The organism is Deltaproteobacteria bacterium (genome assembly GCA_016874775.1).
GTDB lineage: Bacteria > Desulfobacterota > Binatia > Bin18 > Bin18 > VGTJ01.
Window position 1 is genome coordinate 21,424 of the sequence record VGTJ01000020.1, and the last position, 23,493, is coordinate 44,916.

A 23,493-nucleotide genomic window follows, 5' to 3' on the forward strand; every position below is an offset into this window, starting at 1 on the left:
TCACATGCGTTCTCGACTCGTCCCCTGCACCTGTTGTTGGAGGCGTTGATATTCTTGCGGCTCAAGCAGACCAGGAAGTTGCGCTAACCAACTCGGCGCATAGCGCTGCAAGGCCGCAACCCGTTGCTTCCCGCTCGACCCACGACACAACCGCGACGTCGCCTCCAGCAGCGGCATATACGCTTCGCCTGGTCCGTACTGCTCGACACATTGTCCCCTGGTAATAAGAATGTCAGCAGATGTACGTACCTGCACAAGGAACGTATCAACAAGTGATGTTTTTCCAATGCCCGGCTCGCCAGCAATAAAGACAATTTGCCGTTGGCCTTGAAGGGCCGTTTTCAACCGCTCGTGCAAGAACGCGAGTTCCGTCGCACGCCCGACCAGCGGGGCGACTACAGCAGTGACAGGAGAAGAGATTTCTCGTTGAGGGAAAGGGAGAATCCGCCCATTCATTGCTCTCGGTTATTGCGTGTTGCGCTGGACGTTGTCAACACTACGATTGTTCGTTCTTGAACTGTTCGTCCTATGGCGTAAAACCGGCTACGTTGTGTATGTCTTTCGTCCCAACTTCAAGATGCCTCTATTATGGGCCCTCCCTACAGCCTGAAGCCTATAGCCTGTTCCTTCCCCCACTTTTTCTCTGCCGCACGAACCGCTACAACCCTAGACCTCCAAATAGAACCATAGTAAGAGACCGCCGTGTCACAGAAGCGTACCCCTACGTCAGTTCCACAATTGCGTGAGCAAATCGATCGCCTTGATACCCAAATTCTCACGCTGGTGAATCGTCGTGCGCAGTTGGCTGCGCAAATCGGTCATATTAAACGACAAGAAGGCTCTGCTGCCTATGTGCCGAGTCGCGAGCAACAAGTGTTTGCACGTCTGGCCTCGCTTAACAAAGGGCCGTTGTCGAACGAGGCTATCCAAGCGATTTATCGAGAAATCATCTCTGCTGCTCGTGCGCTCGAACAAACGCTGCGGGTCGCCTACTTCGGACCAGAGGCGACCTACACCCACATGGCGGCACGAGAACAATTCGGTTCACAAGCCGTGTTTGTGCCAGTGTCGACGATTCCACAAGTGTTTGCCGAAGTGGAACGGGGCGAGGCTGATTATGGCGTAGTGCCGATTGAGAATTCGACTGAAGGGTCTGTTTCCATCACGTTGGATACGTTTGTGGACTCGCCTCTGAAAATTATTGCTGAACGCTCACTAGAGATTCGTCATTGTTTGTTGAGTCGGGCAGCAAAGCTGAGTCAGATTAAGCGCGTGCTGGCACATCCGCAGGCATTGGCGCAATGTCGTCGCTGGTTAGCGGCAAATCTTCCCGGGGTTCCAACTGAAGAAGTGGCGAGTAATGCCCGTGCAGCAGAGTTGGCCGTAGCGACGAGTGGTGTTGCCGCCATTGCTGGACGATTGGCGGCTGAACGCTATAAACTCAAAATTGTGGCGGAAGGTATTCAGGATCAGTCGGCGAACTTTACCCGTTTTGCGATACTGAGCCGTGATGCGCAGCCGTCGCAGCCAACTGGCCATAATCGTACGTCATTGCTCTTCTCAGTGCGCGATGAAGTTGGCGTGCTCTATCGTACGCTGCAACCTTTCGCTGAGAATGGGGTGAGCATTACGCGGATTGAGTCACGCCCGCTCAAAGGGCGACCGTGGGAGTATTTGTTCTTTATTGATCTACAAGGCCATGTGAGCGATACAAAGATCGCCCAGGCTTTACGCGCGATCGAGTCGCATTGTCCGTTAGTGAAGGTGCTGGGATCGTATGCCAGTGCCAATAACATTGCTCGTTCGAGGTAAACGTTTATGGACATGAAAAAGTACGTGCCAGAATGGATCTTATCTCTGACGCCGTATCAGCCAGGCAAGCCCATCGAAGAGCTGGAACGTGAGTATGGTGTGCATGATTCGATCAAGATTGCCTCGAACGAAAACCCGCTCGGTCCCTCACCAAAGGCGGTCGCGGCGATTACTGCGGCATTGCCGGACCTCCACCGTTATCCCGACGGCGATGCGTTTTATTTGAAGCGTCGCCTGTGCGAGAAGCTGGGTATCGATCGCTCACGGCTGATTATCGGCAACGGCTCGAACGAACTGATCGAGATGATCGTGCGCACGTTCTTGCGCGTGGGCGAGTCAGTGGTCGTCGGTAAGCATGCCTTTGCCATCTATCATCTCTGTGTACAAGCGGCAGGTGGAAAAACTATTGCCGTGCCGCACAAGGGTTTCAAGTTTGATCTTGAAGCGATGGCCAAAGCGATCGAACCGAATACCCGCATCGTGTTTCTCGATAACCCCAATAATCCGACCGGCACGATCTATACGCGGAGTGAATGGGAAGCCTTCTTGCGTGCAGTGTCTCCTGATGTACTGATTGTCGTCGACGAAGCCTATTTTGAGTTTGTCGACGATCCTGAATATCCGAACTCGATGGAGTACCAGAAAGGCGATCGGTTACTGATCACCTTACGGACCTTCTCGAAGATCTGTGGCCTGGCTGGAGTACGGGTTGGCTATGGTGTCTCCTCACCAGAAGTGATCGATGCGCTCAATCGCATTCGTCAACCGTTCAATGTCAACTCACTCGGGCAGATTGGTACGCTCGCTGCGCTGGACGATGACGAGCACATCAAACGGACACAAGACAACAATCGCCAGGGAATGCTCTATCTCAAGCGAGAACTCGATCGCCTCAAATTGGAATACGCGCCAAGTTGGGGTAATTTCTTGCTGGTGAAAGTCGGCGCGGGAACGTACCAGAAGCTGCTGCCAGAAGGGGTGATTATTCGACCGATGGAAGGCTATGGGTTTCCTGGGTACGCACGGGTGAGTATTGGAACGCCAACGGAGAATCAGCGGTTTGTGGGGGCGATGGAGAAAATGTCGAAGAAGTAGTCAGCATTCAGTAGTCAGTAGAGAGGAACAATAGAACTATGAATACAGGTCCATGCTGGCTACTGGCTACTGGCTACTGACTACTTATTTTTATGCTTTTCAACCGCCTTATCATCGCCGGAGTTGGTCTCATCGGCGGCTCGCTTGGACTCGCGGCTCGCGAGCGTGGACTTGTGCGTGAAGTGGTTGGCTTCGGTCGGACTGAAGCGAATCTGAAAGTTGCTTTGGAACGTGGACTGATCAGCTCATATACCTTTGACCCAGCCGAAGCTGCGCGTGGCGCAGATATCTTTTTATTGGCAGTTCCTGTAGAGGCGACCCGGTCGACGATGGAGAAGTTTATTCCTCACCTGCCACCGGGCTGCATCATCACTGATGCTGGCAGTACCAAAGAACAAGTTGTGAAGACACTCGAAGACGTGCTGCCTGCGACCTTGCCGTGTGTTGGTGCGCATCCGATTGCGGGCACGGAACATTCCGGGGCTGCCGCAGCCTTTTCTACCCTCTTCGATAAACGCTTGTGTATTCTGACGCCAACTGCACGAACTGATCGTGCTGCTTTGGCCAAGGTTCGAGCCCTGTGGGAAGGCGTGGGCATGCGCGTCGAAGAAATGGATATGCGGGCTCATGATCAAGTCCTCGCCCGCGTGAGCCATTTGCCCCACATGATTGCGTTCAGTGTGATGAACGCTGTGCTTGATACACACGTTGCAGGAGTCGATTTGCTGCCCTACGCTGGTGGTGCGTTTTCTGACCTCACCCGTGTTGCCGCAAGTCCTGTCGAAATGTGGCGTGACATTGCGACGTCAAATCGTGAGGCGTTGCTAACTGCAATTTCCGAATTCGAGACTGCACTTGCACAGATAAAAACAGCGATCGCGAGTGGCGACAGTGAAACATTGTCGAATGCGATTGAGCGGGCGCGGGGAGAGCGGCAGAGGCTGACGAGGATACGAGAGCAGAGGGAGTCAGGAGAGGGAAAAGAAGAAGCGAAGAAGGGCTAGAAATTGTGAACTATGGGATTGCTTTCTTTTTACCAACCCCTAACCCCATAATTGGAACCTGAAACGTGACAAAGGCACAAGACACTATCCAAATCCGCCCCACATCAAACGGTGTACGTGGGACGCTCACTCTTCCTGGCGACAAGTCGATTAGTCATCGGGCGGTGATGTTTGCCTCGATCGCGCAAGGTAAGAGCCGTATCGTCAACTGTTCGGGTGGTGGCGACAACCGCAGTACGATCGCTGCGTTTCGCGCGCTTGGTGTGGAGATCGACCAAAACGGGACTGATATTCTGATCAAAGGCAAAGGCTGGCACGGACTCCATGCGGCTGCTGGGACCATCGATTGTGGCAATTCCGGGACCACGATGCGATTGCTTTCAGGATTGCTTGCTGCCCGCCCGTTTGATTCACGCCTTGATGGGGATGAATCATTACGCAGTCGTCCGATGAAACGTGTCATGGCACCGCTGACGGAAATGGGTGCGGACATTATCAGTGAAGGTGGTGAGAATCGCGCCCCTTTACGTATTCATGGCAAGCCATTACACAGCCTTGCCTACCGTAGTCCGGTTGCCAGCGCGCAAGTGAAGTCTGCGATTCTCCTCGCCGGTTTGCAGGCACAGGGGAAGACCACTGTGTGGGAGCCTGAACGGTCGCGCGATCACACTGAACGTATGTTGCCTGCGTTTGGCGTGCCGATCGACGTGAGTGGTACGGAAGTTTCTGTTGCTGGTGGACAAGAGTTACGTGCCTGTGATGTTGAGGTTCCTGGCGACTTTTCCTCAGCCGCATTTTTTCTCACCGCTGCGTCGATTGTTCCCGGCTCGGAACTCCGCGTGCGAGATGTTGGACTCAATCCGACGCGTGTTGGTGCCCTTGATGTCTTACGGATGATGGGGGCAAACATTCAGGTCGAAAATCTTCACGAAATGTGTGGTGAACCGGTCGGAGATTTGCTTGTGCGCGCTAGTTCTCTGTGTGGCATCGAGCTGAGTGGAGAATTAGTCGTTCGAGCTATAGATGAGATTCCCACACTTGCAGTTGCTGCCGTGTTTGCACAGGGGACGACAACCATCCGCGATGCCCAAGAATTGCGCGTGAAGGAAAGTGATCGACTCACAGCGCTGGCGACAACACTCAATACTTTAGGGGCAAAAGTGACCGAGCTGCCTGATGGATTATTGATTGCGGGAGGTCATGGTTTGCACGGTGGCCGCGTGAGCAGCTTTGGCGATCATCGCATTGCCATGGCCCTCACCATTGCCGGACTAGCGGGAACTGGAGCGATAGTGCTAGAAGAAGGGGCGTCGGTAGCGATCTCGTTCCCGAGTTTCTACAGTTTAGTACGAGATCTTACCGAACCAGCCACGATCCAGTTATGAAAGCAGGTCTGATTATTGCCGTTGACGGCCCCTCTGGTGCAGGAAAAAGCTCATCGAGTCGCGCTCTCGCTGAACGTTTGCAGTACCGATACATCGACACTGGTGCGTTATATCGTGTGATTGGGCTTCTAGCGTGGGAACAGCGGGTGAGTCTTGATGATAAGGCGCGCCTTGGAGCGCTCTGTCAAGATTTACCGCTACGATTTGTTCCGAGTGGAGCCAAAGTGAGTATTTTCCTTGGTGAGCGGGACATTACTGCGGCGATTCGTCAACCGGAAGTCAGTCAGATGGCCTCGAAAGTGTCGGCCCAGCCGGTGGTGCGAGAAGGTCTTTTGACGTTGCAAAGAAATATGGGCAAGGGTGGCGGGGTTGTAATGGAAGGCCGCGATATTGGTACGGTGGTCTTTCCTGACGCTGATGTGAAGTTCTTCCTTGATGCGTCAGCCGAAGAACGCGGACGGCGGCGTTATGCTGAATTACAACAACAAGGGGTGACGACGACCATCGAAACGACCGTGCGAGAAATGGCGGAACGTGATCAGCGAGACAGTAGCCGTGAACATGCACCGTTACGCTGTGCCGACGATGCGACTGCGCTTGATACGACGGGACTGTCCTTAGACGAGGTGATAGGCATCATGCTGCGGCATGTCGAGAACGCTCGCAAGTGCTGATATGGCAAGAGAAAAAACCCAACTACGCTCTTGCAACCTGGAGGGGAGGGGAGTATGGAAAGGCGAGCATCAGGGAGATTCCGAGGGGGTATACGAGTCACATGGAACATAACAAAGAAACACTCACCGAAACGAGGCCGCCCAAAGGAGGCGGCATGGGCGAAGATTTCGGGCAGATGTTCGAGGAAAGCCTGCAATCCGTAAAGCCTGGAGAAATCGTCCGCGGTCGAGTGGTCAAGATCGGACCGGAGGTTGTCACCGTCGATATTGGCTATAAGTCAGAAGGACATATTCCTGTTTCTGAGTTTCGTCTGCGCGACGGACGGATAACTGTGCAAGAAGGAGATGAGATTGAAGTCTTCTTTGATGCCGCAGATGCCGAACAGGAAGGGATCGTTCTTTCTCGCGCCAAAGCGGAGCAACATCGTATCTGGCACGATATCGAAGAGGCGTACAACACAAAAACCCCTATCGATGGAGCCATCGTTGGTAAGGTAAAAGGCGGCCTCAAAGTTGATATTGGTGTGTTAGCGTTTCTCCCTGGGTCGCATGTGGATATTCGTCCGGTTCGGGATTTGGACCGATTTGTCGGCAAAAAGGGCAAATTTGCCGTTCTGAAATTCAACCGTGCGCGTGCCAATGTCGTCGTCTCTCGCCGCGCTGTATTGGAACTTGAACGCGCGAATCTCCGCGACGAAACCTTAAAGATTCTCGAAGAAGGCGTGATTCTCGAAGGCACCGTCAAGAACATCACCGACTACGGTGCATTTGTTGATCTTGGCGGCATTGATGGCCTGTTACATGTGACCGATATGTCGTGGGGACGTATTGGCCATCCTTCGGAAGTGATCTCGGCGGGCGAAAAAATTCAGGTGGTCGTCCTGAAATATGATGCCGAGAAGCAACGCGTCTCGCTGGGCATGAAACAGCTTGTGCCAGATCCCTGGCATGCTATCACTGAACGTTATGTCGTTGGCAGCCGGATTCACGGAAAAGTGGTGAGTCTTGCGGACTACGGCGCGTTTGTCGAACTGGAGAAGGGGGTAGAAGGGTTGCTCCATGTGTCCGAATTGTCATGGACAAAACGGATTACTCATCCCTCCAAACTGCTCTCGGTGGGACAAGATGTTGAGGTGATGGTCCTAGAAGTCAGCCCTGAATATCGTCGCATCTCCCTGGGACTCAAGCAGATCACGCAGAATCCCTGGGAGTTGGTCCGCGCCAATCATCCTGTGGGGAGTCGCATTCACGGGAAGATCAAGAGTATCACCGATTTTGGTGTCTTCGTCGAAGTTGAAGACGGCATTGACGGTCTCGTGCATATCTCTGATCTCCACTGGACAAAGAAGGTCAAACACCCCTCTGAATTGTACAAAAAGGGAGACGAGGTTGATGCAGTCGTGCTGGGTGTGGATGTCGAAAATGAGCGCGTCTCACTTGGAGTGAAGCAGGTCGTTGCGGATCCGTGGTCGACCCTCACCCAACGTCATCCCGTTGGCAGTCGTATCCATGGAAAAGTCACCAGCGTGACTGATTTCGGCATCTTTGTCGAAGTGGAAGAGGGTATCGAAGGATTAGTGCACATTTCCCAACTGTCGACTGAACGGGTCGAGAAGCCTTCGTCGCTTTTCCAGGTCGGGAAAGAAGTCGAGGCCGAAGTGATTCATATTGACCCACGCGAGCATAAGATGGGGCTCAGCATCAAGGCGCTCCGCCGCAGTGAGGAACGAGCAGAGATGGAAGCGTACCTAAAACGCGAGCGTGAAGAGGCGCGTTTCTCCTTTGAAGATATTCTCCGTGAAGAACTTCGCCTTGATAGGGACGAGGGAGACGATAGGGGAGGACGACGGCGCGGATAGCAGACCTCGTCTCGCTCGGGTTGTGCAAGGCGGAAGGTGCTCGTGTGTTGCGGTCTCCCCCTTTTATTCAACACAATTCTGGCGCAGAGAGGCGGTTTCAACAGAATCCGATGGGACTGCACCCTTGAATCTTAGTCTTCGACTTTTATTGAGGAAGGAAGTGGAGTAGTGACTAAGCGGGATTTGATCGAAGAAGTTGCAGTACAGTATCCTCGCTTCTCCAGACGAGACGCCGAGGTTATGGTCAATGCGGTTTTCGACAGTATGACTGAGGCGCTAGCCAAGGGCGAACGCATTGAGATTCGCGGTTTTGGAAGCTTCATGGTGAAACAGCGTGAGGCGCGCGAAGGGCGTAATCCTCGGACTGGCGCGTTGGTGTCAGTGGCTGCCAAGAAGGTCCCTCTCTTCAAAGTGGGCAAAGAGCTACGTTTACGCGTTGATGGACAGCCGGTGACTGATGCCAATCTGGCTGGCGATGACACCCCGGACGATGACGACGATGCTGATCTTGATGACTATGACGATGTAGAGAACGACGAATGAGTGACCATGACTCCAAGTATCCAGGTAACCAAAACGAGGGCACTGCTGTTCTCTGGGCTCCCTGGCGCATGCAGTATATCGAGGAGAAAAAGTCGCAAGACTGTATTTTCTGTGGGTCATTGGCAGAAGAATCGTTAAAGGACAATCTGATCTTACGCGTGACGCCGCATGCGCGCGTGATGCTCAACAAGTATCCGTATAACAATGGGCACCTCATGGTGGCACCACACCGTCATACTGCGGATCTGGCAGTGCTTTCTGACCACGAGTTTGCTGATGTCATGCAGGAATTGCGTAACGCGATTGGCGTTCTCCAAGCTGCGTTTCAACCACAAGGAATCAACGTAGGCCTCAATCTCGGTGTGTGTGCGGGCGCTGGCATTGCCGATCATCTCCATTGGCACGCTGTGCCACGGTGGAATGGTGACACCAATTTTATGCCCGTGATTGGTACGGTTCGGGTCATGCGGCAGCATTTATTTGAGAGTTACGACCGGCTCCGTCCCTACTTTCTCTCCTCACCGTCCGCTGTCGGAAGAATTTCTAACTAAAGGTGAATCTCTCTGTGCAACGCAACATTGAAACACTCCGCCGTGAGGCGAAAACTGTTGGAGATCTCAAGAGGGCCGCGTATCGCACGCTTCCGGTCCGTGAAGAAATGCGAGCGAACTTGATTCGCCTGCTCGCGACTGGCGAACGCATTCTCCCTGGCATCGTTGGTTACGATGATACGGTTATTCCTGACATTGAGAATGCGATTCTCGCTGGTCACCATGCCGTCTTTCTAGGGGAGCGTGGACAAGCGAAGTCGCGGATTATTCGCGGGTTGGTATCGTTGCTTGATGAATACGTGCCGATTATTCGTGATGCGGAAATTCCTGAAGATCCCTTTGCACCGATTTCGCCTGTCGGGCGTCGTCTTGCAGCTGAACGGGGTGACAATCTCGAGATTCAGTGGGCGCACCGTGACGAGCGTTACGCTGAGAAACTCGCAACGCCTGATGTTGCTGTTGCCGATCTGATTGGTGAGGTTGACCCGATCAAAGTGGCGGAAGGCCGTCATCTCTCGGATGAAGAAACGATTCACTATGGGCTGATTCCACGTACCAACCGCGGTATTTTTGCCGTGAACGAACTTCCTGATCTGACAGAAAAAGTCCAGGTCGGACTCTTCAATCTGATGGAAGAGAAAGATGTCCAGATCAAAGGCTTCAAGATTCGCCTCCCGCTCGATATTGTGATTGTCGCGAGTGCAAACCCAGAAGACTACACGAGCCGTGGCCGGATCATTACACCGTTGAAAGACCGCTTCGACGTGCAAATTCGTACACATTATCCACGTTCGCTTGAGCATGAAATCTCTATCATGGAACAGGAAGCAACCGCCTTCCCGCGCGGCGATAGCATGATCCATGTTCCGCAGTTCATGAAAGAAATCATCGCCCAGGTGACGATGGAAGCACGCGCGTCAAACGAGATCAATCAGTCTTCTGGTGTGAGTGTTCGTGTGTCGATTAACAACCTTGAAAGTGTCCTCAGCAACGCTGAGAAGCGCGCCGTGCGTCTTGGTGAGAAAGAGATCGTCCCGCGCGTGAGCGATCTGCACGCGTTATTTGCTTCAACTTCAGGAAAAATCGAGCTTGAGTATTCAGGTGAAGACAAGCGAGAAGATGACTTGATCGATCGTTTGGTGAATCGCGCTGTGCTCAAGGTCTTTGATCGATATTTTCAGCTTGAGGCGCTTAAGCCGACCATCGCCTATTTTACCGAAGGTGGGGGAGTCAAAGTGTCTGACTCTATGGCTGCGACTTCCTACCTTGAAGATCAGCAAAGAATTCCTGGTCTCAAGGAAAGTGTTGCTGCCCTTGGCGTTGGCAACAAGTCGCCACAGATTGCCTCAGCCTGTGAATTTATCTTCGAAGGGCTCCACCTCCACCAGAAGCTCAATAAAGAGCGCGAAGGTGGACGGTATATGTATCGGTCGTAACAGATTGTCTACTTGACGTTCGTTACTGTGTCATGTTGAGCGTAGCGAAACATTTCTCTTCAACAATCGAGGAGAAATTCTTCGCTTTGCTCGGAATGACAATTCCGCAAAATTACAGAATGACACGCCTTTCTCCTCGACAGAAAAACGAGGAGAAAGGCGTTTTTTCTTTGCCCGTTTCTGGTAAGGTCAACCCCATGATTACCATACAGTACAGCGAGTGGGATGGAACGCAGCGTGTTCGCCTTTCGACCGATCAGCTTTTTGAAGAATTGGCCAAACATTTATCCAACACTGACGACCTCCAGCAGGCGATGGAATCGATGATGCGCCAGGGGCTAGAGGGTGAACAGGGGAAACTCAAAGGCCTTGATGACCTGGTCAAAGAGCTGCGCGAAGAAATGCGCAAACGCTATAAAGAATACAATCTGCGCTCTTCGCTGGATGAAATGCAGCAACGGTTAGAGAATATCCTCAATCAAGAGCGGCAAACCCTGCAACAGCAGAAGCCGCAAAAGCCGGAGTTAAATGAAAAAGAGAATTTCCTCAAACAACTGCCCCAACGCATGAGCGATCAGATGGAGAAGTTGGCACAGTACGAGTTTGAGGATCAAGCCGCGCAAGAAGCATTTAACGAACTCATGCAAGAGTTCAATGATATTCGTTCGGTTGAAGATTTTCAGCGTCGCTATAAAGACCTTTTCAATGGCCCGCAGTCACTCGACTTTCAACAAACGTTGCAACTCATGGAGGAAATGCAGAACCTGCAAGAGATGGAACAAAACCTCCTGGCTGGTCGCTCAGAGAAGATTGATCCCAATGATTTACAAGAATTGATGGGGCAGGGAGCGCTGCAAGACCTGCAGAATCTGCAACAAATGCAGGCGATGCTTCAAGAGGCGGGGTTCTTGGTGTACCGCGAAGGACGAATGGCGCTCTCTCCCAAAGGCGTGCGACGGATCGGACAGCTGGCGTTGCGCGATATTTATGCCAATCTGCTGCGTGACCGCACTGGCCCGCATACGACCGACCATCGTGGCGCGGCAGAAATTAAGATGGATGAGACTCGTCCGTATGCCTACGGGGACCCCATGCACTTAGATCTCGTTGGAACGATGAAGAAGGCGCTCCGACGAACAGTGAGTGTTCCGATCAAGATCTCGCCAGAAGACTTTACGATCTACGACACTGATCATACCACCACGAGTTCGACCGTGTTGCTCCTGGATATGAGTTGGTCGATGAGTTGGGAAGGGCGCTTTGCGGCCGCGAAAAAGGTGGCCCTCGCTCTCGAGAGCCTTATTCGTACGCGATACCCGCGCGATTATTTTGCCGTGGTTGGGTTTTTCACGCGTGCGGTTGAACTCAAGATTAAAGATCTGCCTGAGGCCAGTTGGAACATGGGTGATCCGTTCACCAACCTTCAAGACGGGATTCGTCTCGCTAGTGATTTGCTCCATCGTCATCCTGGGCACAATCAGAACATTATCGTGGTGACAGATGGCCAGCCGACGGCCTATTTCTCCCATGGTCGCTTGTATTGTGAGTGGCCGCTCTCGTTCGGTGGTATCAGCATGCGTGCGGCGCAGGAAACCCTGAAAGAGGTCGAACGTGCTACCCAACGCAGGATCACCATCAATACGTTCATGCTCGACGATAGTCCGAGTCTGCGCGCGTTTGTTGATAAGATGACGCAACTCAACCGTGGGCGGGCATTTTACACCCGGCCAGATCATCTCGGTGAGTATTTGCTGATTGACTACGTCTCGAAGAAGAAGAAGAAAATTTGATCTCAGGCTGTAGGTCACAGGGAGAACAATCAAGAAGGAAAAGATGCCTTTTCTCCCTAAAGCCTAAAGCCTGTAGGCCTGTCTTACTCGTCCTCCGCAATTTCGCGCAACGCCTTTTGCTCATCGGCGATCATCTCCGCAAACGCCTCAGCTTCGAGTTTGCGATAGCGCTCCAGCGACGCTGCAACCTTTTCGACACCGTGTGCACGCTCCAACTCTTTGAGCGCTTCTCCGACCCACGTCAGATGCCACTCCTCATCTTTGCGCATTTCCTGCAGCACCTTCAGTGTGTCGGCATCAACGTCTGGGCGAGAGGCATGCTCCTCATAGCGTTTGTCTGCCCGTTCTTCGACGACATAGGTCAATGCCAGCAAATCGACGAGATGGGACGGTAGGCCAGCTTTACGTCGCAAATGGCGGTGATAGCCATCCTCGATACGGATTGGTTGCCCGCCCAGGGCGCGAATCCGCTCAGTCCACTTCCAGGCATGCTCTGTTTCATCAGCTAAATGACGGGCCAGGTTCTCTTGTAGCTGGGCGCTGTCAGTATGATTAATCAGACGAAGAATGAGATCTGCGCCACGTAACTCAGCGTCGCGGTAGTAGCTAAACAACAGAATATCGTAGACCTTTTTGTTCATTTCGGTATAGGTTTCGCTAGGCTTTTTCTTTGTCTCCCCCTCTTAGCTGAAACCATAGCGGACGCAAGGGCCAAGAAGAGCGAGCCACACTCATGTATGCGGTTGACCTGATCAAACCACCGCCTATCATGCCGCTACCTGATTACTCAGAGACCAACTGCCTGGAGGTTGAATGTCAGAGATTCTGACGGCTTTGTTCCTTGGGATTCTTCAGGGGCTCACGGAGTTTTTACCGGTGAGTAGCTCTGGACATCTCGTGTTGGCTCAAGCGTTATTGCCAAATTTGTCTCAGCCTGGAGTGGTTTTCGAAGTTACGTTACATCTCGGTACCCTTGTCGCTGTTTGTTTGTATTTCCGGAAAGATCTGTGGGCGATGGCTGTATCGCTAGTTGCTCCCCAAGAAGAGAAGACCACAGAAGATCGCCGCCTCCTGTGGTTAGTGATTCTTGGTACTCTTCCGACGGTCATGATAGGATTGCTCTTCCGCAAGCAGTTTGAATCGATGTTCACCGATTTACGTGGAGCAGGGATCTGGTTTGTCATCACCGGGCTACTGCTTTTTTTGACCGACCGAGTCGCCACCAAGGGGCGACAACTCTCGGAAATGACTATCAGAGATGCATTGGTGATTGGCATTGCGCAAGGCTTGTCGATTATCCCTGCGCTGTCTCGTTCTGGGTCGACAATCGCGACAGGGATTTTGCTCGCTTTAGATCGTACCCTGTTAGTCCGGTATTCATTTCTTCTTTCAATTCCAGCAGTTCTGGGGGCATTTATTTTAGAGGTGGTAGCGCACCGCGATGAACTGTTGCAAGGATTCGATCCTCTGACGTATGGGATTGGAACGATCGCGGCTGGGATTGTGGGCTATTGGAGCATTTCTGTCTTGCTCAACATGACCCGCTCACGCCGTCTTTCGGTTTTTGCGTATTACTGCATAGTTATTGGCATAGTTGCCTTTCTGATCGCCAGTAGATAACCGATGACAGAAAAAAGGCCTGCAGGGTAAAGGAGGGGAAACCTGCAGGCCTTAGGAGCACCGCTAAATGGGGAAAATCAGCGGTGAACTTGTTGTCTTATTGATATGTAAAGTAACAAAGCGAATACGCTAAAGCAAGATAAGAGGTAATAACTTTCTTTATTTTTTCGTATTAGTAAGGCTCATCTCCGGCGCTCGACCAGTACTCCTTCCGCTAGCAAATGCTTCACCTCTTCTGGCGTGCGTTTGAGATATTGCGTGAGCACTTCGACGTTGTGCTGTCCGAGCGTGGCGGCTGCCAATGGTAGTTCTTCGGGGAATTCTGAAAATTTCAAGGGAAAGCCGGGCACGTCAATGTCACCACCGTAGGCAGAATCTTGGATCGTACGGACTGTTCCGCGCGCGCGTAAATGCGGATGGTCGAGTGTTTCAGCGACAGAGAGGACTGGTGCGACAGGCACGTCAAATTTTTCCATATGAGAGACGGCGCTGCTCACATCGGGAAATGTGTGGAGCCAATCCTCAATAATCTTCACTACGGCATCCCGTCTTTCCAGGCGAGCCAGGTCCGTGCTGTACAGTGGATCTTCGATAAGGTCTGGTCGATCCATCGCTCGACAGAGGTCTGGCCAATGATGAAAGAAGCTCATAATCACCACGTAGCCGCCAGTCGCGCGAAATACACCACCAGGGCTGAGGTAGGTCATGTGGCGACCAACTCGTGTGGGTTTCACTTTTCCACCGCTCGCTCTGACTTGATGAACGTTCACTTCATGAAAGTGGTAGTACACATCGAGGAGGGCGACATCGAGATGTTGTCCTCGCCCGGTCCGGTCACGATGCCGCAGCGCGGCTAACACAGCTAGTGCGCCATGTACACCTGTATTGACATCTCCTAATCCAACTAAAGGAATATAGGGCGCTTCATCTTCATCGCCGATCATCGACGTGACGCCTGCATATGCTTGGGCGATATAGTCATAGCCTGGCTTCTGAGCGAGAGGCCCAGTTTGTCCCATAGCGGAAATTGAACAGAGAATAATATCCGACTTGAGTTCACGGAGTCGTTCATAGCTCAAGCCCATATCTGCCATCACGCCAGGTTTGAAGTTTTCCACCACGACATCGACGTGCCGTACGAGCTCGACGACGAGTGCCATGCCACGTGGATCACGCAGATTCACGCACAAACTCTTCTTGCCGCGGTTATGCTGGACATAGAAGAGGCTGCGTTTGTTATAGACCGACGCTGCGCGACTCATGTCGCCCTTTGGGGCGGGCTCGACTTTGACCACTTCAGCACCCATCTCGGCCAACATGCGGGTGCATGTAGGGCCAGCTAAAGCACGAGTGAAATCAAGGACGCGTAAGCCTGTGAGTGCGTGATCCAAATTTTGCGACATGTTCCCTCCTTACCAGTAGTTATGGCCCGGCTGAAATGGTGCATGGGAGAAGCGGAGAAAAGGAGCAAAGAAACGACGGGATGGTCGCCGCTTCTCCCCGTCTCCGACTCTCCGATTCTCCGTTTCGTTTGCCCGATTTTCCTTGCTGCGGGCTTATATTTCCTTCTCAATCAGCACCCCAGCCTCACGTAATGTTTTCACTTCTTGTGATGACCGACCAAGGTAAGCAGTGAGCACTTCTTCATTGTGTTGACCGAGGGTAGCCGCTTCGAGTGGTAAATCTTTAGGAAAACGTGAAAACTTCAAGGGCATGCCTGGCATGTCAAAGTCGCCATGAAAACGATCATGGACCGTGCGGACGGTGCCACGGGCGCGGTGATGTGGATGTTTGGTCGTTTCAGTGACCGACAGGACTGGAGCGACTGGCACTTGGTGTTTTTCCATGTGGGCAATCGCGCTTGGCACGTCAGGAAAAGTTTGCAGCCAATCTTCAATAATTTTTACGACTTCTGGTCGCCGCTTGAGCCGTTCAATATCTGTGCTGAAGAGCGGATTGTCGGCGAGATCGGGGCGATTCATTGCCTGACAGAGATCTTTCCAGTGATGGAGAAACGACATAATCACCAGATAGCCATTGGTGCCGCGAAACACGCCACCCGGACAGGCGTACGTCATGTGCCGACCAGCGCGCGTAGCTTGTACTGCCCCCCCACTGCCGCTGTAGGCATGCACGTTTACCTCATGGTAATGGTAATACACGTCGAGCAAGGCGATATCTAAGTGCTGGCCTTCGCCAGTGCGGTCGCGGTATCGTAACGCCGAAACAATTGCCAACGCCGCATGCACGCCAGTGCTGATATCACCCATGCCGACAAGCGGAATGTACGGAGCATCGTCAGGGTCACCAATCATCGAGGTGACACCTGAATAGGCTTGTGCGATGTAATCGTAGCCTGGTTTTGTCGACAGCGGTCCGCTTTGACCGAGGGCAGAGATCGAACACAAGATGATGTCCTTCTTCATCTCACGGAGTCGGTCGTAGCCGAGCCCCATATCCGCGATCACTCCTGGTTTGAAGTTCTCCACGACGACATCGACTTTGGGTACTAGCTCTGTGACGATTGCCAGCGCACGCGGGTCACGTAAATTCAGGCACACGCTTTTCTTGCCGAGATTTTGTTGAATGTAGTAGAGGCTCCGATTATTGCGGTAATTGGAAAATCGTCGCGCCAAATCGCCATTGGGGCCGGGCTCTATTTTTATGACTTCAGCGCCCATCTCGGCCAGCATCCGTGTACAACTTGGGCCAGCGAGCGCGCGGGATAAATCGAGGACACGTAAATCACTGAGTACATGGTCCATTTTCTGGGGCATGCCGTGCTCCTTGTATGAGAAGTCAGAGATCAATCAGCGATCTTGGAACATGAACAACCAGAACCGGCGAATGGGAGAAACGGGGAATCGGAGAACTCAAAATATCTCCCATTCGTTCTCTCCTTGTTAGTCCCACATCAAGCCGCCGTCGACGTTAAATGACTGGCCGGTGATGTTGCGGGCTTCGTCTGAAGCCAGGAACGCCGCCATGTTGGCGATATCATCTCCACTATTGGAACGACGGAGCGGAATCGAGGCGTCCATGCGGGCCATCGCTTCAGCTTCGGTAATTTTCTCACGTTCAACAGTCTCTTTCATCACGCGATCGTATAGTTCGGTGCGAGTAGCGCCAGGATTGATCGCGTTCACATTGATGTTGTAGCGCGCAAGTTGTGAGGCGCCGATCCGTGTCATGGCGATCACTGCACCCTTAGAGCCGGCATACGAAATGTTTGACGTGCCACGAAAGCCTTTGCCAGCAATCGAAGCGATATTGATAATTTTGCCTTCTTTGCGTTTCACCATCTCGCGTGCAACTGCTTGCATGCAGAAAAACACGCCTTTGGCGTTGACGGTGTGAATCCAATCCCAGTCTTTTTCCGTAACCTCAAAAAAGTCGAGCTTCTTGGTCACTCCGGCGTTGTTCATAAGAATGTCGATGCGCCCAAACGTCTCGACGGTTTTTGCCACCATCGCATTGATGTCGCTAATTTTACCCATGTCTGTCTTCACGAACAGGCCACGTCGGTCGTGCGCGCTCACTTCAACGGCAGTCTGATTGCCGGTCGCATCATTCACTTCTGCACACACCACGTGTGCCCCTTCTTTGGCGTAGCGGAGTGCAATAGCTTTCCCCATCCCTGCACCACACCCAGTGACTATAGCGATTTTGTCTTTCAGTAACATGTTCTTTCCCTCCTTAATTCTACGACGCTAGGAAAATGGTTTAACGTTCAAAGTTTCTCGTTTTGGGACTAGGGACTAGAGGCTTGGGGCTTGTGGGGAGGTGGAACCATCCCCTAACCCCCAGTCCCTAGTCCCTCTTGATTTTTCTCCCTACGGCCTGAAGCCTATAGCCTTAAGCCTTCTTAAATTCCGGCATCACTTCTCGTGCAAACAGCTCAATATTATGGCGAGCGCGTTGTGGGTCTCGTGCTCCTGAGTGGAAATAAAAGGCCACCTGGTCGAGATCTAACTCGCGATCGAGTTCAGCCAGGCGACGACGACAATCGGCTGGTGTCCCAACGATCGCTCGTTCGTCAAGTTCTTCAGGCATCTTGCGAACGAACTCAAGGAACGATCTGAGTGGATCGCCATCTCTGAGGGCGCTCATCGCATTGGCTGGAACGAATGAGGTGATGAGTTCGGTGTAATTCCGTGTGGTTTCGACACCATCACGGAGCGCGACTTGGTAGTCCGGGTCAACAAAGAGGAAAAAGATGGCGGTGGTACGCGTTGGTGCGTGGCCATGTTGTTTCACCAGCGTGCGGTAGCGTTCGATGCGCTGTTTCATCTCTGGAATTGGCGCACTGAGCCAGGGAACGATAAACGCATTATCGCCGATAGCAGCTGCACCATCAAAGGATTCTGGGCTGATGGTTCCACGATAGATGGGAGGGTGCGGTTTCTGCACCGGTTTTGGTGATAAGGACAGAGGCGGAACCTGCCAGAACTTCCCTTCATAGGAAAATTCATCCTTCGTCCAGGCTTGACGAATAATCTCCAAAGATTCTTCGTAACGCGCACGGCTCTCGTGTGGATCAATGCGGAACCCCTCAAAGTGTTTGGGGATGATACCGCGACCAACACCAAAGTTCAGCCGTCCGTTGCTGAGGAGATCCAGCATGGCAAAGTCTTCAGCTTTACGCAGCGGATTGTCAAATGGTAACAGGCTGATCGACGTGCCAAGACGAAGACGTGAGGTCTCGCGTGCAACAGCGGTGAGAAAGAGTTGCGGGCTCGGACACAAGCCAAACGAATAGAAATGTTCTTCTCCGATCCACACAGAATCATAGCCAAGTTTCTCGGATAAAATGATCAGGTCGAGAGCGTCACGATAATACTTGACTTCATCTTGTCGATCGCGGAAGAAATCAAACAGAGAGAATAAGCCAAATTCCACAGGGAGCTCCTCTAGGACAAGTAGTCAATAGTCAGCATTCAGTAGTCAGTAGTTTTTGACCCTGGACTCTAGACGCTGGACGTTTTCAATGTTTGTCCAAACACATCCAGGCTCAACCGCACGACGGTGTCAAACCCTTGCGTGTAGGTTTCGTAATGAGAAATGCCCGGCAAGATGTGCAATTGCTTGGGCTCTTGTGCTTTCTCATAGAGGCTGACGCATTCCTCAAAGCCAGTGAGGTAATCCAACTCTGCTCCAATGATCAGGAGCGGGCGTGGCGCAATCTGGGCGACGACGGCTTCAGGTGAGTATGACATGATGTCGTCCGCTGTTTCGAGTGGCATTTCTGTCTTGAGGGAGGCAATTGCTCCACCGCCGCTGTAGACTTTTTCTTCCGCTGGTGTGGGAATGAGGATTTCGTACGCATCAACGTATTCTGACTTGCCCGTGAGTACGCGTCGTTCACGATCCTTCTCAACGCGTTTACGCAATGCCCAATACTCCCACAAGCGGCGACTGTTGCGCATCCAACGATCGCCATCTCCGAACCCAACGATACTTACGATGGCCTTCGTCCGTGCATCAGCCGCACCAGCAGAGATGACATTCGCGCCCCCGTAGCTAATGCCAAACAGCGCAATCCGATTGGCATCAATCTCTGGCTGCATGCCGAGGAACGTTGTGGCATTGATGATGTCTTCATCGCGTTCACGCGAGATCAGCCGATTCTTGGCTCCCTCGCTATCGCCAAACCCGCGATAATCAAAAATGAATGCGGCATAGCCATGCTGCACAAAAGTCCGGGCAAATTCTGGCAAGACGACTTTACGATTGGCGCGTAAGCCATGACAACACAGCACTGTGGGGAGCTTCTCTCCAGAGCGGATATTGTCCGGAAAATAAAACGTGCCAAAGAGTTTGAATCCGGCACTATAAAAGGTGACGTCTTTTTCCATAGAACACCCTCCTTCTTTGGGGTGAGGCCGATTATTCTTTCAGGTCGCGGGCAATGTCAACGGTTTCTTGTCCGTTTTGCTCCTTTTGCTTGTGTTGGTTCTTTTGGTGGAGGAGGCGGTGGAGCGAAAATGCGAGCGACTTTTTGCTGTGCATCGGTAACGTAGGTCGCGGCATCTTCGGCGAGCAGGAGACGCTGTGTTTGCAGGTCTTTCGCGACCTGTTTAATACGCGTGATGTATGACTTTTTTGAGTAACGTTCAGTGAGAGAGAGACGAGGATCACATGCCAGGTTCCGTTGCCGTTTGGCATAGGCAAAAGGAATAAACTGTCCGAGGTTCCCACACATCTCTCCGGCAACGTCGGCTCGGACTGCCCAGCCAGTGTGGGTTCCTAAGGGAACAGCAATGTCGGGCAGCACGATGCCAGAAAGATCGTTACCGTCGGCATTGGTTTTGGGAACGAAGGTTGGGTATTGCGTCTGGGGGTTTTTCGCGGTGACGGCTCCATACAAGACGTATGTCGGGCTTGCTCGACCAATATGCTGGACTCCAGGAATCGTGGGAAATGACTGCATACTGACATTGTCTGCAACGAGAGTGTCACTCTGTCGAGTCGGAATTCTGCTTTCTGGGGGAAGGGTCCCTTTTGTGGCCCATTCATCAAGGGCGACCAGGAGCGCGCGCATTACTGGTCCACGAAAGGCTGGGTTTTGCTCTTGCTGACACGGCCCTTTCGGCAGTCTCTCTCCTAGTGAGGTGGTCATCTGGGGAAACAACGGAAAATGCTGCGTACTGGCAAAGAAATAGAGGCGGACGTTGTCTGGGACGGTCACATCATTTCCCTGAGCATCGGTATGCAACAGTGAGGCGCTCTTGCGCCAGTACTCGGTGGCCGTATTTGTGACCATCACCAGTGGATCAAAACCGTCTCCTACTTTTCCCGTATCGTTGCGGAGCAAGCCATCCTGCTTTCCTGTGAATGAATCTACTTGTGATCCATAGGCAAATGGGAACCAATTCTCGGGAAAATCGTAATCCTGATGCGCGCCACGAGTGCGGCCAGGTTGGCCAAAAGCAAAGTTCGTAAACGTTTTTCCTGCCCCAGCAATGTCAATCAGCAATCCGTCAAAGACGATACGTTTCTGTTCATCTTGATTGAAGCCATTGGCAAGATGTTCCTGGAGATACCGCCCAGCTTGCGATATGCCCAAGGCGTACACTTTCTCAATCCCAAGTGTTTGTTCATTGCGGTGGAGTGGATTGGGTGTCTTGTGATCATCGGTACGGTGGTAACGCAGGAAGGACACAACGTCACGGGTGATCGCAAAGCCAAGTCCAAGCACGGTTGGGTTCTTTGCTGTATAGGAGACCTCATACAGATATCCAGATTCAAACCCTGGTGAGAGACGAATGGTTTGTTCATCAACGAAACTCCAGCAGCGAAGGACTTTCGTTCCTGCCACACAGGAGGGAATAGGTTGTGGCGGTTCTCCTTCTGCTTTTGCCCGAACCTCAACCTTCATCTGATGTGAGGTGTGATTGATCACTGGATAGCTTAACGTTGCGGTTTGATGTTCGGGTGGGTTACTTTGCTGTTGACCAACAAACAAATCGCGGACCGTTCCGATGATCGCCTGGTTGCCATTCATCGGAACGGGTAACTCTGCATGCATCATGCCTGGCTTTGGGTCTACACAGCACTGTGCTCCATTTTTCCCCTGGGCTTGCCAGCCACTCCAGACAATGGTGTACCCTTGGCGCATCAGGAACTCGTTGCCAATATCCGCGAGTGTTGTCGGGTTATTGGTTTGTTCGTTATGCGGTGCGTTGTTCAATAAGACCAGATCGATCTTGTTGCCGCGATTGGTCACGCCATAAAAGATCTTACTGTTGCCTTTGGTTTGATCGATAGGTTTGAGAATATAGAGAGCAGCACTATACGCCACGCGACCGTTCGCGGCCTTGGGGGCTTTGTCAAGATTGACGATCTCGATATTCTCTGGTGCATCGGGCTCGACCTCCCCAAACACCCGACCTGTGAGTTTCTCGTATTTGCCAACCGGACCAAATTCTTGCCCCTCAAAGGTTGGCGATTCGACTTTGTCGATAACAATTTTTGTGATACGGGCGTGAGCAGTGCTGGTCACGCTCAGGCCGATCATCAAGGCGTACAAAGACCAAATGCACCAGTCATAAGTTCTTTCGCCGCTCTGAATGCTTAACTTTGCAATTTGCCTTTTGAAATTTGACATTTGCCTTCTCATGCCTTGCCTCTCCTATCGTATGCCTGTGTCCTCCGCAAGCATTGACCTCTGTAGGTCCAGCCAGTGCGTTGGTTCTTCGCTCAAGGGTGACGGGCAGGAGGCGATATTCTGAGCTATGCGAAAGCCTTGTTGCCTCTCCTTCGGGCTGCTCATTGTTTTAGCGCTTGCTTTCCCGCTTGTGTGGGTAGGCCTGAGTGGGGTCGCGCGGGCTGATGTGGTGCTGGTGCAATACGGTTTTGACAGCATGCTTCCTTCGGCGGCCGACGGTTTCTATATTTTTGAAAACTCCCGTGGATGGGTCGAGCCGACCAACACGGTGAAGTTCAGCGGATACCGTTCTCTCGAACTACAAGAAGCGCCCGCCGACGGTACCTTTGTCGAACTTCAGGGAGTTGTCAAACCAATCACTTCTGGTGATGTGCTCTTTCACTTTGCCTTCTTGGTGCGTAATCCCGAAGAAGAGTTGAATATCGCTGTTGCTGGACCAGCGCACTTTTATCTGCAACGCGATGGCATCGCTTTTTGGTTGAAGACCATTGATGGCACGTTGTCTCATCGTTCCGGTAATGTCGTGCGACCATTGTTCAAGCTCCGCGCCAACGTCTGGTATGTGGTCGATGCTGTCTTTCATGTCGAATCTGGGACGTATGATCTGCGTATTCTCAATGCGAAAGAGCCAACACCTCTGGTGTTGCTGGACGCACAACCCAATGCCATCAACGCTCCGGGTTCAAAACTTTCCAAGCTTTCGTTTATCGGCGACCTCGAAGATCGATCAACGGTGCACTATTTTATCGATGATGTTGAATTGCGTCTGCTGAGCGCGCCGCTCTCACTCGCTGGGCCACGCAATGCCGAGCGGGAACCGCCGCACCATACACGCACGCTGACGGCACCAACGCAAAGCTTGCCGCGTGACTTTATTGTGAATGGCTCGCCATCATCACCACGCTGGACCTATTTCGACGAGTATCTGGAGTACAAAAAATTAGAGTTGTCGTTGCCACAGTGCCTCCCAGCCATTTCGCTGCGAGACTTCGACATTCAGCGGGCCGCGCTGAACACTGACTCGACACTGCAAGAAGAAGTGCGTCAGGCGATGAAAATGCCCACCGCGCAATTTGTTTCACCGTTAACTTTTGCGACCCGTGCAGCAACAGGGATTCTGTTGTGGCGTCGTGGTTGCCTTGCGTTGAGTGATGGGAAAATACAAGAGGCGCGAAGCGACCTCACGCAAGCGCTGACGCTTTTGCCCAATGCCCCAATCCTCCAGGCCAGTCGCGCTATTCTGGCTAACGTTATGAACGACCGACGTGAAGTGGAGAAGCAGTTGTTAGCGCTGTCCTCCGTGTGGGCTGAAGATGCGCGACTACCAGTACTGCTGGGCATGCTGCCAGCCTATGAGGGTAATTTCGACGCCATGCGCAATGCGTTGACGGGAGTTGCGACACGGTTAGGCGGTGGCAGGAAACAACTTACCGCAATAGTGATTGACCGGAGTGGAGAGCCTCTGCACAAGAGCAGGGATGAGAGACGAGACCATTGTGTGCTGGCTTCGGTCTAAGTATCGAAGTCTGGTCGAAGAGCTGGATGAACGCGGGCGAC

The 23,493-nt window shown here is 52.4% G+C and carries 20 protein-coding genes; 12 read left to right on the forward strand and 8 right to left on the reverse strand.

Annotated elements, in window-relative coordinates:
* Entirely contained in the window at window positions 1-456 is a 456-nt protein-coding gene (locus tag FJ147_05385; GenBank protein ID MBM4255313.1) for an ATP-binding protein, read from the reverse strand.
* Between the two features lie 246 nt (window positions 457-702).
* On the opposite strand from FJ147_05385, the gene pheA reads away from it, so the two are divergent.
* From pheA to FJ147_05435, 10 genes are all read left to right on the forward strand, one after another.
* The gene (gene pheA / locus FJ147_05390) at window positions 703-1,812 is read left to right on the forward strand and encodes a prephenate dehydratase (GenBank protein MBM4255314.1); all 1,110 of its coding nucleotides are present in this window, start codon (window positions 703-705) and stop codon (window positions 1,810-1,812) included.
* Window positions 1,813-1,818: 6 nt separating this feature from the next.
* Window positions 1,819-2,907, forward strand: coding sequence for a histidinol-phosphate transaminase (locus FJ147_05395; GenBank protein MBM4255315.1), 1,089 nt, complete (start codon window positions 1,819-1,821; stop codon window positions 2,905-2,907).
* Window positions 2,908-2,999: 92 nt separating this feature from the next.
* Complete coding sequence (locus FJ147_05400; protein MBM4255316.1) at window positions 3,000-3,911, forward strand: prephenate dehydrogenase/arogenate dehydrogenase family protein; 912 nt, start codon at window positions 3,000-3,002, stop codon at window positions 3,909-3,911.
* An 86-nt stretch (window positions 3,912-3,997) separates the two neighbouring features.
* A complete protein-coding gene (gene aroA, locus FJ147_05405; protein MBM4255317.1) occupies window positions 3,998-5,296 on the forward strand; it encodes a 3-phosphoshikimate 1-carboxyvinyltransferase in 1,299 nt (432 codons plus the stop codon).
* Complete coding sequence (locus FJ147_05410; protein ID MBM4255318.1) at window positions 5,293-5,970, forward strand: (d)CMP kinase; 678 nt, start codon at window positions 5,293-5,295, stop codon at window positions 5,968-5,970. The genes aroA and FJ147_05410 overlap by 4 nt, the downstream gene beginning before the upstream one ends.
* A 101-nt stretch (window positions 5,971-6,071) precedes the next feature.
* Window positions 6,072-7,829, forward strand: a complete 1,758-nt coding sequence (locus FJ147_05415) for a 30S ribosomal protein S1 (GenBank protein MBM4255319.1) — start codon at window positions 6,072-6,074, stop codon at window positions 7,827-7,829.
* A 168-nt stretch (window positions 7,830-7,997) separates the two neighbouring features.
* Window positions 7,998-8,372 carry an integration host factor subunit beta gene (locus FJ147_05420; protein MBM4255320.1) on the forward strand — a complete coding sequence of 125 codons (375 nt, stop codon included), beginning with the start codon at window positions 7,998-8,000 and terminating at the stop codon, window positions 8,370-8,372.
* The gene (locus FJ147_05425) at window positions 8,369-8,923 is read left to right on the forward strand and encodes an HIT domain-containing protein (protein MBM4255321.1); all 555 of its coding nucleotides are present in this window, start codon (window positions 8,369-8,371) and stop codon (window positions 8,921-8,923) included. Before FJ147_05420 ends, FJ147_05425 begins: the two co-directional genes overlap by 4 nt.
* Window positions 8,924-8,949: 26 nt before the next feature.
* Entirely contained in the window at window positions 8,950-10,359 is a 1,410-nt protein-coding gene (locus tag FJ147_05430; protein ID MBM4255322.1) for a magnesium chelatase, read from the forward strand.
* 197 nt (window positions 10,360-10,556) lie between these two features.
* Window positions 10,557-12,149: a VWA domain-containing protein gene (locus FJ147_05435; protein MBM4255323.1), complete on the forward strand. Its 1,593-nt coding sequence runs from the start codon at window positions 10,557-10,559 to the stop codon at window positions 12,147-12,149.
* A gap of 83 nt (window positions 12,150-12,232) precedes the next feature.
* Here FJ147_05435 and FJ147_05440 read toward each other — a convergent pair whose 3' ends face one another.
* Window positions 12,233-12,790, reverse strand: coding sequence for a ferritin-like domain-containing protein (locus FJ147_05440; protein MBM4255324.1), 558 nt, complete (start codon window positions 12,788-12,790; stop codon window positions 12,233-12,235).
* Window positions 12,791-12,962: 172 nt separating this feature from the next.
* On the opposite strand from FJ147_05440, the gene FJ147_05445 reads away from it, so the two are divergent.
* The gene (locus FJ147_05445; GenBank protein ID MBM4255325.1) at window positions 12,963-13,769 is read left to right on the forward strand and encodes an undecaprenyl-diphosphate phosphatase; all 807 of its coding nucleotides are present in this window, start codon (window positions 12,963-12,965) and stop codon (window positions 13,767-13,769) included.
* Between the two features lie 182 nt (window positions 13,770-13,951).
* Here FJ147_05445 and FJ147_05450 read toward each other — a convergent pair whose 3' ends face one another.
* The 6 genes from FJ147_05450 to FJ147_05475 all read right to left on the reverse strand — a co-directional run bounded on the left by FJ147_05450 (window position 13,952) and on the right by FJ147_05475 (window position 21,786).
* Window positions 13,952-15,172, reverse strand: coding sequence for a CoA transferase (locus FJ147_05450; protein MBM4255326.1), 1,221 nt, complete (start codon window positions 15,170-15,172; stop codon window positions 13,952-13,954).
* A 153-nt stretch (window positions 15,173-15,325) separates the two neighbouring features.
* On the reverse strand, window positions 15,326-16,546 hold the full coding sequence (locus FJ147_05455) for a CoA transferase (GenBank protein ID MBM4255327.1): 1,221 nt from the start codon (window positions 16,544-16,546) through the stop codon (window positions 15,326-15,328).
* A gap of 126 nt (window positions 16,547-16,672) precedes the next feature.
* A complete protein-coding gene (locus tag FJ147_05460; GenBank protein ID MBM4255328.1) occupies window positions 16,673-17,452 on the reverse strand; it encodes a glucose 1-dehydrogenase in 780 nt (259 codons plus the stop codon).
* A gap of 172 nt (window positions 17,453-17,624) precedes the next feature.
* Window positions 17,625-18,668, reverse strand: a complete 1,044-nt coding sequence (locus FJ147_05465) for an LLM class flavin-dependent oxidoreductase (protein ID MBM4255329.1) — start codon at window positions 18,666-18,668, stop codon at window positions 17,625-17,627.
* A gap of 68 nt (window positions 18,669-18,736) precedes the next feature.
* The gene (locus FJ147_05470; GenBank protein MBM4255330.1) at window positions 18,737-19,624 is read right to left on the reverse strand and encodes an alpha/beta hydrolase; all 888 of its coding nucleotides are present in this window, start codon (window positions 19,622-19,624) and stop codon (window positions 18,737-18,739) included.
* A 56-nt stretch (window positions 19,625-19,680) separates the two neighbouring features.
* Window positions 19,681-21,786, reverse strand: coding sequence for a hypothetical protein (locus tag FJ147_05475; protein ID MBM4255331.1), 2,106 nt, complete (start codon window positions 21,784-21,786; stop codon window positions 19,681-19,683).
* Between the two features lie 217 nt (window positions 21,787-22,003).
* Here FJ147_05475 and FJ147_05480 point away from each other — a divergent pair, with 217 nt between their 5' ends.
* Window positions 22,004-23,452 (forward strand): hypothetical protein, encoded by a 1,449-nt coding sequence (locus FJ147_05480; protein MBM4255332.1) that lies wholly within the window; start codon window positions 22,004-22,006, stop codon window positions 23,450-23,452.
* Window positions 23,453-23,493 lie beyond the last annotated feature (41 nt).

What these genes read in the sequence shown, in the direction of transcription:
- FJ147_05385 (MBM4255313.1), bottom strand. Translation starts at nt 456, where the DNA reads ATGAATGGGCGGATTCTCCCTTTCCCTCAACGAGAAATCTCTTCTCCT.
- FJ147_05395 (MBM4255315.1), top strand. Translation starts at nt 1,819, where the DNA reads ATGGACATGAAAAAGTACGTGCCAGAATGGATCTTATCTCTGACGCCG.
- FJ147_05400 (MBM4255316.1), top strand. Translation starts at nt 3,000, where the DNA reads ATGCTTTTCAACCGCCTTATCATCGCCGGAGTTGGTCTCATCGGCGGC.
- FJ147_05410 (MBM4255318.1), top strand. Translation starts at nt 5,293, where the DNA reads ATGAAAGCAGGTCTGATTATTGCCGTTGACGGCCCCTCTGGTGCAGGA.
- FJ147_05415 (MBM4255319.1), top strand. Translation starts at nt 6,072, where the DNA reads ATGGAACATAACAAAGAAACACTCACCGAAACGAGGCCGCCCAAAGGA.
- FJ147_05425 (MBM4255321.1), top strand. Translation starts at nt 8,369, where the DNA reads ATGAGTGACCATGACTCCAAGTATCCAGGTAACCAAAACGAGGGCACT.
- FJ147_05435 (MBM4255323.1), top strand. Translation starts at nt 10,557, where the DNA reads ATGATTACCATACAGTACAGCGAGTGGGATGGAACGCAGCGTGTTCGC.
- FJ147_05440 (MBM4255324.1), bottom strand. Translation starts at nt 12,790, where the DNA reads ATGAACAAAAAGGTCTACGATATTCTGTTGTTTAGCTACTACCGCGAC.
- FJ147_05445 (MBM4255325.1), top strand. Translation starts at nt 12,963, where the DNA reads ATGTCAGAGATTCTGACGGCTTTGTTCCTTGGGATTCTTCAGGGGCTC.
- FJ147_05450 (MBM4255326.1), bottom strand. Translation starts at nt 15,172, where the DNA reads ATGTCGCAAAATTTGGATCACGCACTCACAGGCTTACGCGTCCTTGAT.
- FJ147_05455 (MBM4255327.1), bottom strand. Translation starts at nt 16,546, where the DNA reads ATGCCCCAGAAAATGGACCATGTACTCAGTGATTTACGTGTCCTCGAT.
- FJ147_05460 (MBM4255328.1), bottom strand. Translation starts at nt 17,452, where the DNA reads ATGTTACTGAAAGACAAAATCGCTATAGTCACTGGGTGTGGTGCAGGG.
- FJ147_05470 (MBM4255330.1), bottom strand. Translation starts at nt 19,624, where the DNA reads ATGGAAAAAGACGTCACCTTTTATAGTGCCGGATTCAAACTCTTTGGC.
- FJ147_05475 (MBM4255331.1), bottom strand. Translation starts at nt 21,786, where the DNA reads ATGATCGGCCTGAGCGTGACCAGCACTGCTCACGCCCGTATCACAAAA.
- FJ147_05480 (MBM4255332.1), top strand. Translation starts at nt 22,004, where the DNA reads ATGCGAAAGCCTTGTTGCCTCTCCTTCGGGCTGCTCATTGTTTTAGCG.